This is a genomic window from Micromonospora sp. NPDC052213, from assembly GCF_040679695.1.
In the GTDB taxonomy this organism is placed as follows: Bacteria; Actinomycetota; Actinomycetes; order Mycobacteriales; family Micromonosporaceae; genus Micromonospora.
Window position 1 is genome coordinate 1 of record NZ_JBFAVI010000197.1, and the last position, 12,311, is coordinate 12,311.

General features: G+C 72.7%; 15 protein-coding genes. 4 read left to right on the top strand and 11 right to left on the bottom strand.

What is annotated here, in order from left to right; genetic code table 11:
• Positions 1-85 precede the first annotated feature (85 nt).
• Genes rpsN through rpmB form a run of 3 tightly spaced genes read right to left on the bottom strand, consistent with a single transcriptional unit; the run spans position 86 to position 796 of the window.
• Positions 86-391 carry a 30S ribosomal protein S14 gene (gene rpsN, locus AB0L34_RS29695; RefSeq protein WP_363708472.1) on the bottom strand — a complete coding sequence of 102 codons (306 nt, stop codon included), beginning with the start codon at positions 389-391 and terminating at the stop codon, positions 86-88.
• Between the two features lies 1 nt (position 392).
• On the bottom strand, positions 393-560 hold the full coding sequence (rpmG, locus tag AB0L34_RS29700) for a 50S ribosomal protein L33 (RefSeq protein WP_013287204.1): 168 nt from the start codon (positions 558-560) through the stop codon (positions 393-395).
• Positions 560-796: a 50S ribosomal protein L28 gene (rpmB, locus tag AB0L34_RS29705; protein ID WP_363708474.1), complete on the bottom strand. Its 237-nt coding sequence runs from the start codon at positions 794-796 to the stop codon at positions 560-562. Before rpmB ends, rpmG begins: the two co-directional genes overlap by 1 nt.
• Before the next feature lie 237 nt (positions 797-1,033).
• Between rpmB and AB0L34_RS29710 the strand changes: the two genes are divergently transcribed.
• Together AB0L34_RS29710 and AB0L34_RS29715 are read left to right on the top strand one after the other, a co-directional pair.
• Entirely contained in the window at positions 1,034-2,326 is a 1,293-nt protein-coding gene (locus tag AB0L34_RS29710; protein WP_363708476.1) for a GTP-binding protein, read from the top strand.
• Positions 2,323-2,586 carry a type B 50S ribosomal protein L31 gene (locus tag AB0L34_RS29715; protein WP_363708478.1) on the top strand — a complete coding sequence of 88 codons (264 nt, stop codon included), beginning with the start codon at positions 2,323-2,325 and terminating at the stop codon, positions 2,584-2,586. The genes AB0L34_RS29710 and AB0L34_RS29715 overlap by 4 nt, the downstream gene beginning before the upstream one ends.
• Positions 2,587-2,736: 150 nt before the next feature.
• Here the strand turns inward: AB0L34_RS29715 and AB0L34_RS29720 are convergent, their stop codons facing one another.
• From AB0L34_RS29720 to AB0L34_RS29730, 3 genes are all read right to left on the bottom strand, one after another.
• Positions 2,737-3,882 carry a DUF6596 domain-containing protein gene (locus tag AB0L34_RS29720; RefSeq protein ID WP_363708480.1) on the bottom strand — a complete coding sequence of 382 codons (1,146 nt, stop codon included), beginning with the start codon at positions 3,880-3,882 and terminating at the stop codon, positions 2,737-2,739.
• 4 nt (positions 3,883-3,886) lie between these two features.
• Positions 3,887-4,294, bottom strand: coding sequence for a YciI family protein (locus AB0L34_RS29725; RefSeq protein ID WP_363708482.1), 408 nt, complete (start codon positions 4,292-4,294; stop codon positions 3,887-3,889).
• A gap of 177 nt (positions 4,295-4,471) precedes the next feature.
• Positions 4,472-4,840, bottom strand: a complete 369-nt coding sequence (locus AB0L34_RS29730; RefSeq protein ID WP_363708484.1) for a VOC family protein — start codon at positions 4,838-4,840, stop codon at positions 4,472-4,474.
• A 142-nt stretch (positions 4,841-4,982) separates the two neighbouring features.
• Between AB0L34_RS29730 and AB0L34_RS29735 the strand changes: the two genes are divergently transcribed.
• Complete coding sequence (locus tag AB0L34_RS29735; protein ID WP_363708486.1) at positions 4,983-6,020, top strand: hypothetical protein; 1,038 nt, start codon at positions 4,983-4,985, stop codon at positions 6,018-6,020.
• A 94-nt stretch (positions 6,021-6,114) separates the two neighbouring features.
• Here the strand turns inward: AB0L34_RS29735 and AB0L34_RS29740 are convergent, their stop codons facing one another.
• From AB0L34_RS29740 to AB0L34_RS29760, 5 genes are all read right to left on the bottom strand, one after another.
• Positions 6,115-6,582 (bottom strand): nucleoside deaminase, encoded by a 468-nt coding sequence (locus AB0L34_RS29740; RefSeq protein ID WP_363708488.1) that lies wholly within the window; start codon positions 6,580-6,582, stop codon positions 6,115-6,117.
• A 179-nt stretch (positions 6,583-6,761) separates the two neighbouring features.
• Positions 6,762-7,115, bottom strand: coding sequence for a hypothetical protein (locus tag AB0L34_RS29745; protein ID WP_363708490.1), 354 nt, complete (start codon positions 7,113-7,115; stop codon positions 6,762-6,764).
• Positions 7,116-7,506: 391 nt separating this feature from the next.
• Entirely contained in the window at positions 7,507-8,874 is a 1,368-nt protein-coding gene (locus AB0L34_RS29750; RefSeq protein ID WP_363708492.1) for a multicopper oxidase domain-containing protein, read from the bottom strand.
• 2 nt (positions 8,875-8,876) lie between these two features.
• Positions 8,877-10,034, bottom strand: a complete 1,158-nt coding sequence (locus AB0L34_RS29755; protein ID WP_363708494.1) for a hypothetical protein — start codon at positions 10,032-10,034, stop codon at positions 8,877-8,879.
• Positions 10,035-10,102: 68 nt separating this feature from the next.
• Complete coding sequence (locus AB0L34_RS29760) at positions 10,103-11,230, bottom strand: hypothetical protein (RefSeq protein ID WP_363708496.1); 1,128 nt, start codon at positions 11,228-11,230, stop codon at positions 10,103-10,105.
• Positions 11,231-11,419: 189 nt separating this feature from the next.
• Here AB0L34_RS29760 and AB0L34_RS29765 point away from each other — a divergent pair, with 189 nt between their 5' ends.
• Positions 11,420-12,226 (top strand): DUF2249 domain-containing protein, encoded by an 807-nt coding sequence (locus AB0L34_RS29765; RefSeq protein WP_363708498.1) that lies wholly within the window; start codon positions 11,420-11,422, stop codon positions 12,224-12,226.
• Positions 12,227-12,311: the final 85 nt, after the last annotated feature.

Consider the following 12,311-nt stretch of genomic DNA (forward strand, 5'->3'; position numbering starts at 1 on the left):
GGCCTGGTCATTCCTCTTCTCGCACCCGCGTCCATCGGGTGCGCCGACCTCGTCGACCCGGATGCCGGCGCGGTGGGTGGCGTCGTCACCAGGACGCCTTGCGGATCCCCGGCAGCTCGCCCCGCAGCGCCAACTCCCTGAACCGCACTCGCGACAACCCGAAGCGGGTCAGCACACCTCGCGGTCGGCCGTCGATGACGTCCCGGTTGCGCAGCCGCACCGGGCTGGAGTCGCGGGGCAGTCGCGCCAGTTTGCGGACGGCGTCGTCCCGCACCGCCGGGTCGGTGTCCGGAGAGGCGATGGTCCGTTTCAGCTCGGCGCGGCACGGCGCGTGGCGAGCGACGAGGTCGGCGCGGCGGGCCTGTCGGTTGGCGAGGCTCTTGCGGGCCATGTCAGCGCGCCTCCCGGAACTCGACGTGCCGGCGGACGACCGGGTCGTACTTACGCAGCACCAGCCGGTCGGGGTCGTTGCGGCGGTTCTTGCGGGTCACGTACGTGTAGCCGGTGCCGGCGGTGCTGCGCAGCCGGACAATCGGGCGGACGTCGGTCTGCCGAGCCATCAGACCGTCACCCCCCGGGTGCGCAGCTCCGCGACGACCTTCTCGATGCCCTTGCGGTCCACCGTCTTCAACGCCTTGGCGGTCAGCGTCAGACGGACCCAGCGTCGCTCCGAGGGCAGCCAGTAGCGGTGGTTCTGCAGGTTGGGGTTCCATCGGCGGCGGGTGCGCCGGTGGGAGTGGGACACGGCGTTGCCGAAGCTTGGCTTCGCGCCGGTGACATCACAGCGACGGGACACAGATACTCCTTCAGGAACGAAGCGTCGTAACGATAATCGTTTTCATTCTTACCGCGGCCGACCGGGCGGCCTCCACCCGGGGCCCCGAACAACCTCGACCGGACCCGCACCGCGACCACGCCACCGCCGTCGCCGGGCCACCCCCGGCGCCCTCACGCGAGAAGACCTGGCCTGCCGCGCGCCGTCGACCACGTGCTTATAATGACAATCGTTTTCAACTAAGTCGAGAGGACCGCGATGTCAACGTCCCCGCTCGCACCGGCCGACGCCGGAGTTCCGGCGTCCGACGCCCGACCGTCGTTGACCGTGCTCAGTGGCTTCTGGCCGTCCGCCACGTACGCCGTTGCCCGCAGCCTGCTCGTGGCGGACCCGTCGTTGCTGCTGGTCCGGCACGACCTCGCCGGCCTCGGCGCCGGCACCGTCCACCGGATCGTGCGCGACAGCGAGGGAATACTCGAGGACGAGCGCATCGCACTCGCCCACGGCTGTGTCTCCTGCACCCTGCGCGAGGACGTGCTGCCGACCCTCGCCCGGCTGGCGCGCGCCCACCCGCACCGGGATCTGGTGCTGATGCTGCCGGAGGTGGTCGAGCCGGAAGCCGTCGCCGCCGTCTGCGCGCACTGCCTGGTCGACGGCGCGCCGATCACCGACCTGCTGCACGTCGACTCGTACGTCACCATCGTCGACGCGGAGCACCTGCTCGACGGGCTGGCCAGCACCGACGAACTCAAGACTCTCGGCATCCACGCCGCCGACAACGACGACCGCGGGCTCGCCGACGTCATCGTCCGCCAGATCGAGTACGTCGACACCCTCGTCCTGTGGGGGCGGTCGCGGGAGGGTGCGTACGAGACCAGCCGGCTGTCGGTGCTGCTGGAGCGCATGGCGCCATGGGCGACGCAGATACGCGTCGACGGCGACCAGATCGACGCCGCCGCCCTGGCCCGCCAACTGCGGGGCACCCACCGGCACCGCACCGAGACCCCCGGCGTCCTGACCCGTGGATTGGAGGGCTACCACCTCGGCCTGCACCATCCACACCCCGACTGCGGAGTGGTGTCCGCGGTCTTCCGCGCCCGCCGCCCCTTCCACCCCCGACGGCTGCACGACGCCCTCGAGGAGGTCAACGCCGAGGTGATCCGCTCCCGAGGGCACCTGTGGCTGGCCAGCCAACCGGACGCCGTCATCGCCTGGGACTTCGCCGGAGGCGGCCTCAGCCTCGGCTCCCTCGGCCGCTGGCTGGCCGCCCTCCCCGACCCGTACTGGGACGAGGCGTCCGACCACCGCCGGCTCGCCGCCGCCATCGACTGGGACCCCTACTACGGCGACCGGAACCAGCACCTCGTCTTCATCGGCCTCGACCTCAACCCCGCCGGCCTGCACCGCACCCTCACCGGCTGCCTGCTCACCGACGCCGAACTCGCCGACGGCGAGGACGCCTGGCGCGGCTACGACGACCCGTTCACCGGCTGCTTCCCGCTCGCCGACCTCGACCCGGCCGACACCGACACCGAAGGAGAACCCGCATGAGATCCGGCATCCACCCCGACTACAACCCCGTCGTCTACCGCGACCGCGCCGCCGACTTCGCCTTCCTCACCCGCTCCACCGCCACCAGCGACCAGACGATCGAGTGGACCGACGGCAACACCTACCCCGTCATCGACGTGCAGATCTCCTCCGCCAGCCACCCCTTCTGGACGGGCAGGCGACGCATGCTCGACACCGAGGGCCGGGTGGAGAAGTTCCGCGCCAAGTACGCCCGCCGCGATCGGCGGCAACCACGATGAGCACGGCACGCATCGACCGGGCGGCACCCGCCCCGCCTCAGGACGATCGATCTCGACGTCCTCGGAGCCGGACCGGGAGGAGTTGGTCGAAGGACGACCACACCGCTGCCACCGGCTGGCCGGCCCGGGCAGGGATCCGAGCGCGACCCGTCAGCGACACCGGCGGGCGTTGAGCCGGGCGGCCTGGCGCGTCAGGTGGTCGCGCTCGGCGAGGTTGGGGGCCTTCTGGGCCGCCTTGGCGTACAGCCGTGCCGCCGTGGCCAGGTCGCCGTCGCGTTCGTGCAGGTATGCCGCCACTGCGGCGTGGCGCGGTAGTGAGTCGTCCAGCGCCGCGAGCGCGGCCAGCCCGGCGCGCGGTCCGTCGGCCTCGCCGACGGCCACCGCGCGGTTGAGCCGGACGACCGGGCTGTCGGTCAGGCGCGCGAGTTCGTCGTACCACTCGACGATCTGCACCCAGTCGGTCTCCTCGGCGATGCGTGCGTCAGCGTGCAGTGCCGCGATGGCGGCCTGGGCCTGGAACTCGCCCAGCCGGTCACGGGCGAGGGCTGCCTGCAGGATCTCGACGCCCTCCGCGATCGACGTGGTGTCCCATCGGCCGCGGTCCTGCTCGGCGAGTGGCATCAGACTGCCGTCGGGCGCGGTCCGGGTGGCGCGCCGGGCGTGGTGCAGCAGCATCAGGGCGAGCAGCCCCGCCACCTCGGGGTGCTCGATCGAGGTCGCGAGCTGCCGGGTGAGCCGGATGGCCTCGGCGGCGAGGTCCACGTCGCCGGAATAGCCCTCGTTGAAGACCAGGTAGAGCACGCGCAGCACGGTGGCGACGTCGCCGGGCTGGTTGAACCGCACGCTGGAGACGGTGCGCTTGGCCCGGCTGATGCGTTGCGCCATGGTCGCCTCGGGCACCAGGTACGCCTGGGCGATCTGGCGGGTGGTCAGCCCACCGACGGCGCGCAGCGTGAGCGCGACCGCGGACGACGGCGTCAGTGACGGATGGGCGCACAGGAAGTAGAGCTGGAGCGTGTCGTCGACCGCGGGCGCGGGCCCGGGCGCCGGCTCCTCGTCGACGAGGTCCTCACGCCGGCGGCGGGCGACATCCGCCCGGGTCGCGTCGAGGAACCGGCGCCAGGCCACGGTGACCAGCCAGCCCTTAGGGTCCTGCGGCGGGTCGGCCGGCCAGACGCGGACCGCCTCGACCAGCGCGTCCTGCACGGCATCCTCGGCCGCCGCGAAGTCGGCTCCGCGGCGGACGAGGATCCCGAGCACGCGCGGCGTGAGGCTCCGGAGCAGAACCTCGTCCATCAGATCACTCCGTGATGGTGGGCGGCGCGGCCAGGAACGGGCGCACCTCGAGCCACTCGTGGATCGGCTTCCCGCCCGCCCCCGGGGCGGCCGACAGGTCACCAGCCAGCTCGATGGCGCGCTCGTAGCTGTCGACGTCGATCACCATCCACCCGGCGATGAGGTCCTTGGTCTCGGCGAACGGGCCGTCGGTGACCGGCGGGCGACCCTCACCGTCGTACCGGACGAACGTCCCCTCCGGGGCGAGCGCCTGACCGTCGACGAATTCGCCGGTCCCCTCGAGCCGGGCCGCGAAGTCGTGCATGTACTGCATGTGCGCCGAGATCTCCTCCGGCGTCCACTGGTCCATGGGTACGTCGTTGACCGCAGCCGGAGCGCCGCGGTAGTGCTTGAGCAGCAAGTACTTGGCCATGTGTTCCCCTCGGTGCTGTGCGACCCATTCTGGTCACCTTCACCGCGGGGACGGAGCCAGCCACGGGTTCTCGACATCGCCGTCCGAAATTTTCGGCTCTCCGCGGCGGTCGTCTCGGCCCCGGAACAGGTCTTGCACAGCAGCCCGTCGATCTCGACGACGACGGGCCAAGGTGCCCTAGAGCTCCTGGACAGGGCGTGACAGCAGGCAGAACTCGTTGCCTTCAGGATCAGCAAGCACGACCCAGCTCACGTCGGAGGGCTGTCCCACGTCGACGCGTCGCGCACCGAGGGCGAGCAACCGGTCAAGCTCCTCCGCGGTGGACACGCCGTCGGCCCGCAGGTCGAAATGCAACCGGTTCTTGATCACCTTGCCCTCGGGGACGGCCGCCACGTCGATCATCGGCCAGGAACGGTCGGAGGCCGCGATGGTGATCACCTCGCCGTCCTCCTCAACAACCTGCCAGCCGAGAACCGAGCACCAGAAGTCGGCGATCAGTCGTGGTCGGACGGCGTCGATGGCGATGACGGTGAGACGGCTCGGCATGCCATCATTCTCACCCACCCGCAACGGCGGGTGGAGGCTGAGCCGTGTCCGCTCCACCGCGCCACTATTCAATCGATGCGTCTCCATATAATGTGCAGGCCGGAAGCGCCGTCGCCGTTCGCTGTCGAGCGTGGAGGAGCGGATGAGACTCATCTCGTGGCATGACCGGCCACGCGGCCGATCGGTGCCGGCAGCCCTGGGCATCCTGGTGCTGGCGGCCGGACTGGCGGTTGCCGGTCCACCCACCGCTGCGCAGGCATCCGACTGCACGCGCACCCACACCGGTCGCACGCCGTTGCCGGACCTGCGTACCGGCACGTACCTCGGTGCGCAGGGCGGGCTCTACCCCGGTGGCGTCAACGTCCGCCCGGCCGCGCACGACTCGGCGGGGCGGTCCCTGGCGGCCACCCAGGTCGTCCCCCGCAACGCGGCGGGCGCCGCCGACCCGACCGACGGCCGGATCGTTCTCGCCTCGATCGGCATGTCGAACACCACCCAGGAGTTCCAGGCGTTCATGCAGGCGGCGGCAGGTGACACCACCATCAACCCCCGGTTGGTGATGGTCGACGGAGCCCAGGGCGGGCGTGCTGCGACCGACTGGGCTGACCCGAACAGCACCACCTGGCAGATCCTCAACGATCGGCTGGGGCAGGCCGGGGTCACCCCGGCCCAGGTGCAGACAGTCTGGCTGAAGCAGCAGTTCGCCGGGGACGGGCTGGGCGCGTTCCCCGGCGGGGCGCAGAAGCTACGGGACTCCCTACGCAGCATCGTCACCATCGCGCGGAGCAAGTACCCGAACCTGCGAATCGTCCACCTGTCCAGCCGCACCTACGGTGACTACTCCACCCCGACCCGCGGCACCGGCGCCTACGAGCAGGCGTTTGCCGTCAAGTGGCTGGTCGAGGACCAGATCGCCGGAGATCCTCGACTGGCGTACGCCGGCGGCGGCGCCCCGGCTCCATGGCTGGCCTGGGGCCCGTATCTGTGGGCGGACGGGCTCGGCGCGGACGACGTGGTGGGCGGCGTGCCGGGGCGCAGCGACGGGCTGGAGTGGTCCTGCGCTGACTACCAGAGCGACGGCGTGCACCCCAGCACCTCCGGCCGGAGAAAGGTCGCCCAGGCGCTGATCAGCTTCTACAAGAACGACACCACCGCCGCCCCCTGGTTCCGTCGCAGCTGACCAGAGCCAGCCCGCGGCACACCGGAAACGCTGTCCGGGTGACGGCCCGGGGCGGCCGGCCGCGCTGCGGCGGCATCGGGTGGAGACGCGCGCCTCAGCGTGCGCCGTAGTAGCGGTGGTGAAGGTCGCGCACCTCCGCGGCGAGGTCAGGCACGGGCCCTTCCACCACGACGTGGGGAGCGATGTCCCGGATCGGCAGAGACCGCACGGGTGGCGGGGGCACGTTCATCTCGGTCAGCCAGCCCGCCAACTGCTCGGAAGAAGCCACGTACACGATCCGGCCGAGACCCACCCAGCCGTGCGCCGCCGCGCACATGGGGCAGTGCTCGCCGGAGGTGAAGACGGTCGCCTGCGCTCGTTGTTCAGGGGACATGTTCGCCGCGGCCCAGCGGGCCAGCTCGAACTCCGGGTGGCGGGTCCGGTCGCCGCCCGCCACCCGGTTGCGGTCCTCGGCGAGGACGATCCCGTCGGCGTCGACCAGCACCGAGCCGAACGGCTCGTCGCCCTCTTCCAGAGCCTCGACGGCCAACTCGATACAGCGGCGGAGATGCCGCAGTTCCATGTCGCGCACCATGGGTCTCCCGGGAGTCAACCGCCGCTGCCAAGGCACTGCATCACGTGGCTTCGCTGCTGGCGATGGAGGTCAGCCGGTCGGCTGCCGCGACAGGATAGCGATGATCGCGGTGTTGCCGCAGCCGCCACGCGTCCTTGAATGGTCCGGTTGTCGGGTTCGAGGGCGTCTCATTGATCGAACGTGAGCCGCTCCCATTCGAGGCCGCCACGCCAGTCGGGCCGGCCGGCCGCCCAACCGGTGATGACCGACTGGAGCACGTCCAGTTCGTCGGCGTACGCCCGGAAGTGGCGGTCCGGCCCGCCGTCGCGGTACTCGACGACCAGACGCCACCTCCCGTCGTCGTCCCTGATCTCGGCGCACTGGATGTAGGTCTGCCCGTCGGGGGCGTCAGTGCGATGGACGACCAGGAACTCCTCGCCCGTCGAGTGGACTTGCTCGGCGAGATCCAGCAGCAGTTCCTCGGCCGGGTCGTCGTACGTGGCACCCGACTCGACTTCGGCCCGGATGGTGGGTCTTGTCATCCGGCGAGTGTGCCAGCCGGACTCAACCCGCGCCGCAGCGGCGCGGCAGCGTGGCCGTGACGGTAAGCGAACCGACCGCGCGAAGTGCCCCTGAGACCGAGGGAGACGCCGACCGGGCGGACGTCCTGTTCCACGCGCTCGCTGGCAGCGGCCGCGAGCAGGTGGCCGGCGTGCAGGTTGATGTCGCGGCGGCCTCGGCGCACCCTCCGCCGGTCGACGACGTCGACGATGCCGGCGAGGCGGCGGGGGCGGGCGTCGACACGCCGACCGGCCCGACTGCCGGGCGGCGTACCGACCGCGGACAGTGGTGGGTAGACCCGCTGGGGAGGTTGGCCGGGATGGGCGTGCGCCAGCTTGGTGTGGCCGACGGTCGTCGCGGCGGCGGTAGCTGTCAGGAGGGCGTCACCTCGAAGACGCCCCGGGCACCGCGTTCCGCGTCGACCATGGCGTGGCTGACGAACGGATAGTGTCCGGGCTCGGGGAAGACCATCTCGACGAAGCCGCCCGCGGCCGGAGTCAGCGAGAGCACCTGGGCCCCGCCGGGGTCGGCCGGCCGGCTCTCCCACCGCCCCTCCCGGTAGACGGTGTCGAACTGGGCGCCGACGACGTGGAAGGAGCTGCCCCGGTTGGGGCCGGCGTCGAGCAGCCAGACGCGGACGCGCTCGCCGGCCCGCGCGGGTAGCGGCCGGTGGGCGTACTGGGCGACGTAGCCGTTGAAGACGACGGCATCGGGCCGCTCCGCCTGCATCTTCGCCAGGTCGCCGGGCTCGCCGTCGCCGCCGAGGTACAGCTCGGACTGGACGAGGACGAATTCGCGGTCGGCCTGGGGCAGGTCGGGCGGGTCGATGATCACCGCGCCGTACATGCCGTTGCCGATGTGGTGCAGCATCGGCATGGTCGAGCAGTGGTACATCCAGATGCCGGCCCGGGTGGCGGTGAACCGGTAGGTCAACCGCTGCCCGGGGTCGATCGGGCGCATCACCTCGTCCGGGGCGACCGCACCGGCGTGGAAGTCGATCCCGTGGTCGACCGTGCCGTCATTGATCAGGGTGATCTCGAAGGTGTCGCCGACCTTGCCGCGCAGCACCGGCCCGGGGACCATGCCGTCGAACGTCCAGAGCTTCTGCCGTACGCCCGGGGCGACCTCGCGCTCCACCTCGCGCACCCGCAGTTCCCGCTTGTGCAGGCGACCGGGCGGGGTGGCCGGCGCGGCGGCGTCCCGGGCGGTGAAGGTCGCCGCGGGGGCGGCCATGGCGTCGACGCGCGGCACCTCCGCGCCGGGCGCGGTGTGCCCGCTCTCGTGCCCGGCGCCGGCCGGCGCGTCGGTGGTCGTGATGGTCAGCGTCATGCCGGCCTGGCGGTGCCCGGGCAGGGAGCACCACCCCGCCACCGGTCCCCCGATCACGCCGGCGTCCAGGCGCGCGGTCGCCCCACGGCCGACGGTGGAGGTCCGATGGCCGGTGGCCAGGACGAGGTCGTGGCGGCGATCGTCACGGTTGGTCACCTCGATGACCAGGCGGTCACCGCGTGGAACGGTGATCCGGTCCGGCTGGAACCGCATCCCCTGCGCGACCACGGAGACGGTGGTGGTGCGCCCGGAGGCCGGCACGGAGCCGTTCGCGGTCGTGCCGGCGCCGGACGGGGCGGTGGAGAGCCGCTGGCCGGCGACGCCGACCAGGACGGCGATCAAGACGAGGGTGAGGCCCACGGCGACGCCGCCGAGGGGGCGGGTCGGCGTGGTGGGGGCGGGCCCGGACACGGTTACCTCCGCGCGGCGAGTAGGACCCGCACGGCCGGCACGAGGAACTGCACCAGCGCGGCGAGGATCAACAGTGAGGTGGTGATGCGAACGAACGGGGGACTCGGCAGGGCGAACACCACCAGGGCCGCGTTCGCCATCGCCACCCGTTGCGGCCAGTTGCGGTCGAGGATGGCGATGCGGCGCCGCGCCGGCCCCGGCCCGCCACCGAGGACCACCGGCAGCAGGTAGCTCAACGACCCGATGAGGACCTGCGCGACGAAGCCGGCCAGCAACGGGACGAGCACGATCCCGAAGCGGCCCGCCGCCGCCTCCGGCCCGGTGCTGGCGAGCAGGGTCGCGGTGTCGACGGCGAGCGCGACGAGCAGCCAGCCGGCGGCCGCCGCGATCGACCAGGTGGCGAAGGAGGCGGGCGGCCGGGCGCCGGCGGCGGTGACGGCGGGACGCAGCGCGGTCAGCGCCCCGAGGACGAAGAGCACCAGGCCGGCCCCGATGACCGTACGCCACCAGGCGAGCAGCCCGACGCCGAGCAGGACGAGTCCGGTGGTCAGCAGGGGCAGGGCGAGCGCGGCGGCGCGGGCGGCGCCGGCGGCCATCCGGGCGCGCAGCACCGTCGGCCAGAGCGTCAGCAGCGTGCCGAGGACGGTGAGGGTGACCCAGCCGAGCAGGTTGACGTGGGCGTGGAAGAGCGTCAGCCGGGGACGAGTGGCGTCGTCCACCACCAGCATCCAGGCTCCGACCGGGATGCCGACGCCGATGGCGAGGGTCGCCGCGAGGTAGTAGTGGACGGTGACCGTGAACCGGCCGGGCAGTGCGGCGCGCAGGCGGCCGGCCAGCCAGTGGGCGTGGGCGACGATCGCGGTGAAGACGAGGGCCGCGCCGGCGACGCCGGCCCACGGCCGGCCAACCAGGGCGCCGACCAGCACCGCCACCACACCGACATTGAGTACGGCGAGACGGGCCGTCTCCCCGCGGCGGTTCGGCGGTGCCGGGGCGCGCAGCACGGCGACGGTGAAGTGGGCGCTCCACACCACGATCGCGTTGGTCACCGCCCCGAGCAGGAGAAGGTGGATCGCCAGCCAACGCCAGGAGGGCAGGAACGGGTGACTGAAGGCGAGGACGACCAGTCCGGCCAGGTACGCCATCGGTAGCGCGGTCACCCGCCGGTGCCAGCCGGCCCGACCGGTTCCCGTCGACGCAGGTGTGGCCGCCCGGTCCGTCACGGCCATCACCGCACCGCCGTCGCAACGGGTCGGGTCGGCGACGCGTCCCGGTTCCGGGGCGGTCGCCGCGAAGACACCGCCGCGAGGCCGACGAAGGCGAGGACCGCGAGGACGTTGGCCACGCCGGCCCCACGCCACACCGGCTGCACCCGCAGGGCGTCACCGATGACGACCCGCACCAGGAGGGAGGCGTGCAGCAGCGCCAACGGCGCGTACAGCAGGCGCTGGTACGGCAGGGGTCGGCGCAGCACGGCCGGCAGGATCACCGGGGCGTGCACGAAGATCATCGACATGGTGAACCCCAGGAAGACGGCGTGCAGGGTGGCGTCGTAGCGGGGGCCGTCAGCGCTGGCGCCTGCCCCGGCCCAGAGCAGTCCGGCCAGTCCCAGCCAGGCGTAGCCGGCGAGCAGGCCCAGCGCCACGTACCGGGGCAGACCCCGGCTCCGGACGGTGCGGCGGGCGACGTCGAAGGCGGCGAGCCAGGCCACCACGGCGAGCAGTCCCGCGCCGAAGAGGTACGGGCCGATGGCGGGCCAGACGGCGGTGGCGGTCACGCCGGCCATCAGTGCCGACAGGGCGCCGAGGAACCACCGACCGGCGCGCGGGGGCAGCGCCACCCGTGCCAGTTCGAAGCGTTCCCCCGCGATCGTGGCCACCACGAACGTGGCCAGCCACGGCACGATCTCGGCCACGGTGAGTCCGGCGAGCCAGAGCAATGCGGCGGCGTACCAGGCCAGCGCGCCGGCGGCCTGGGCGAGCAGCGCGACGCCCGGCTGCCGCCGCCAGATCTGCCGGTAGACGCCGAGCAGGAGGACCGAGGCGACCATCAGCAACAGGCGGGCGGTGAGGCTCGGCCCGGTGAGCACCAGCAGCAGGGCGCCGCCGCCGGAGCAGGCCGGCGCGAGCAGGGCCCAGCGGTCGCCCAGTGCCACCGCCCGCTCCAGGGCGATCAGGGTCCCGACGAAGCCGAGGACCATCAGCGGCCCGTGCACCTCCGCCAGCTGTCCTGGGGGCGCGGGTACCCGGGTGCCGAGCAGCAGCAGGGCCGCGTACAGGCCGGTGAGCAGGGCGACCCCGCCAGCGGCGAGGGCTGGCAGCCGCCAGGCGACGGGTATCGGCCGGGGCGTGGTCATGACGGGTCCGATTCGGACGGTGTCGGTGGCAGGGAGAGCCGCACCAGGTTGCGGACCGCCACCCGGCTCCGGGTGTCGAGGGCCCGATGGCGGGGAGTGCCGATCGTCTCCCCAACCGGCCCTTCTCCACGGGTTTTCACGATGGTTAACGTTACAACGTCAAACGGCATCAAAACCCGGGAGGGCGCCATGTCACAGTCGGCAGCGACCGCGGACCGCCAGGCGGCCACAGCGGTCGTCCAGCACCACGCCGCACTCGCCACCACCCTCGACACCCTGACCAACCACCTGGTGGAGGCAGCCGGCCGCGGCGACGACGCGGAGGCGATGCGCGCCCGCGACGAACTCGTCCGGTGGCTGCACGCCGAGCTGCTGCCGCACGCGCACGCCGAAGAGGCCGCGCTGTACCCCGCCGCGGCGGCACTCGCCGAGGGGAAGCTGCTCGTCGACGGCATGCTCGGTGAGCACAAGGCGATCGTCGGGCTCGCCTCCGAGCTGGCCGGCCTCACCCGCGCGGCGCCCGCGGCGGCGGCCGCTCGCGCCCTCGCCGCGCTGTTCGCGGTGCACCTCGAGAAGGAGAACCACCTGGTCGTACCGCTACTGGTCGGAGCTGCCGACGTCTCGCTCGCGGGATTGCTCGCCGGCATGCACGACCTGCTGGGCGAGGCGACGCCGGCCGCCGGGGGCGGGTGCGGCGGCGGCTCCTGCGGGTGCGGCGGGGACGCCCCGGCCGGCGCAGGCGAGGCGCCGGTGCTGGGCATCGACCCCCGGCTGGACGTCCGGGACCTGCCGCACGGACAGCGGCACGCCACCGCGCTCGCCGCCCTGGACCGGCTGGGGGCGGGTGACGCGCTGATCCTGGTCGCGCCGCACGCGCCCCGGCCGCTGCTCGCCGAGATCGACCAGCGCTACGGCGGCGCGGTGACGACCGAGTGGCTGCAGGACGGCCCGCAGGTGTGGCAGATCCGGCTGAGCCGGACGCTCGCACCCCGCTGACCGGCACGACGACGGGTTGCGGGACGCCGGGGCGGTGTGTCCACCGCCCCCGGGCCGGCGGGTGTTTAGGGCAGGGTGGCCGTGC

Excerpts from the sequence above, each read along its gene's own strand:
- AB0L34_RS29735 (WP_363708486.1), top strand. The coding sequence starts at position 4,983 with ATGAGACTCATCTCGTGGCATGACCGGCCACGCGGCCGATCGGTGCCG.
- AB0L34_RS29730 (WP_363708484.1), bottom strand. The coding sequence starts at position 4,840 with ATGCCGAGCCGTCTCACCGTCATCGCCATCGACGCCGTCCGACCACGA.
- AB0L34_RS29725 (WP_363708482.1), bottom strand. The coding sequence starts at position 4,294 with ATGGCCAAGTACTTGCTGCTCAAGCACTACCGCGGCGCTCCGGCTGCG.
- AB0L34_RS29760 (WP_363708496.1), bottom strand. The coding sequence starts at position 11,230 with ATGACCACGCCCCGGCCGATACCCGTCGCCTGGCGGCTGCCAGCCCTC.
- AB0L34_RS29710 (WP_363708476.1), top strand. The coding sequence starts at position 1,034 with ATGTCAACGTCCCCGCTCGCACCGGCCGACGCCGGAGTTCCGGCGTCC.
- rpsN (WP_363708472.1), bottom strand. The coding sequence starts at position 391 with ATGGCCCGCAAGAGCCTCGCCAACCGACAGGCCCGCCGCGCCGACCTC.
- rpmG (WP_013287204.1), bottom strand. The coding sequence starts at position 560 with ATGGCTCGGCAGACCGACGTCCGCCCGATTGTCCGGCTGCGCAGCACC.
- AB0L34_RS29765 (WP_363708498.1), top strand. The coding sequence starts at position 11,420 with ATGTCACAGTCGGCAGCGACCGCGGACCGCCAGGCGGCCACAGCGGTC.
- AB0L34_RS29715 (WP_363708478.1), top strand. The coding sequence starts at position 2,323 with ATGAGATCCGGCATCCACCCCGACTACAACCCCGTCGTCTACCGCGAC.
- AB0L34_RS29740 (WP_363708488.1), bottom strand. The coding sequence starts at position 6,582 with ATGGAACTGCGGCATCTCCGCCGCTGTATCGAGTTGGCCGTCGAGGCT.
- AB0L34_RS29720 (WP_363708480.1), bottom strand. The coding sequence starts at position 3,882 with ATGGACGAGGTTCTGCTCCGGAGCCTCACGCCGCGCGTGCTCGGGATC.
- AB0L34_RS29745 (WP_363708490.1), bottom strand. The coding sequence starts at position 7,115 with ATGACAAGACCCACCATCCGGGCCGAAGTCGAGTCGGGTGCCACGTAC.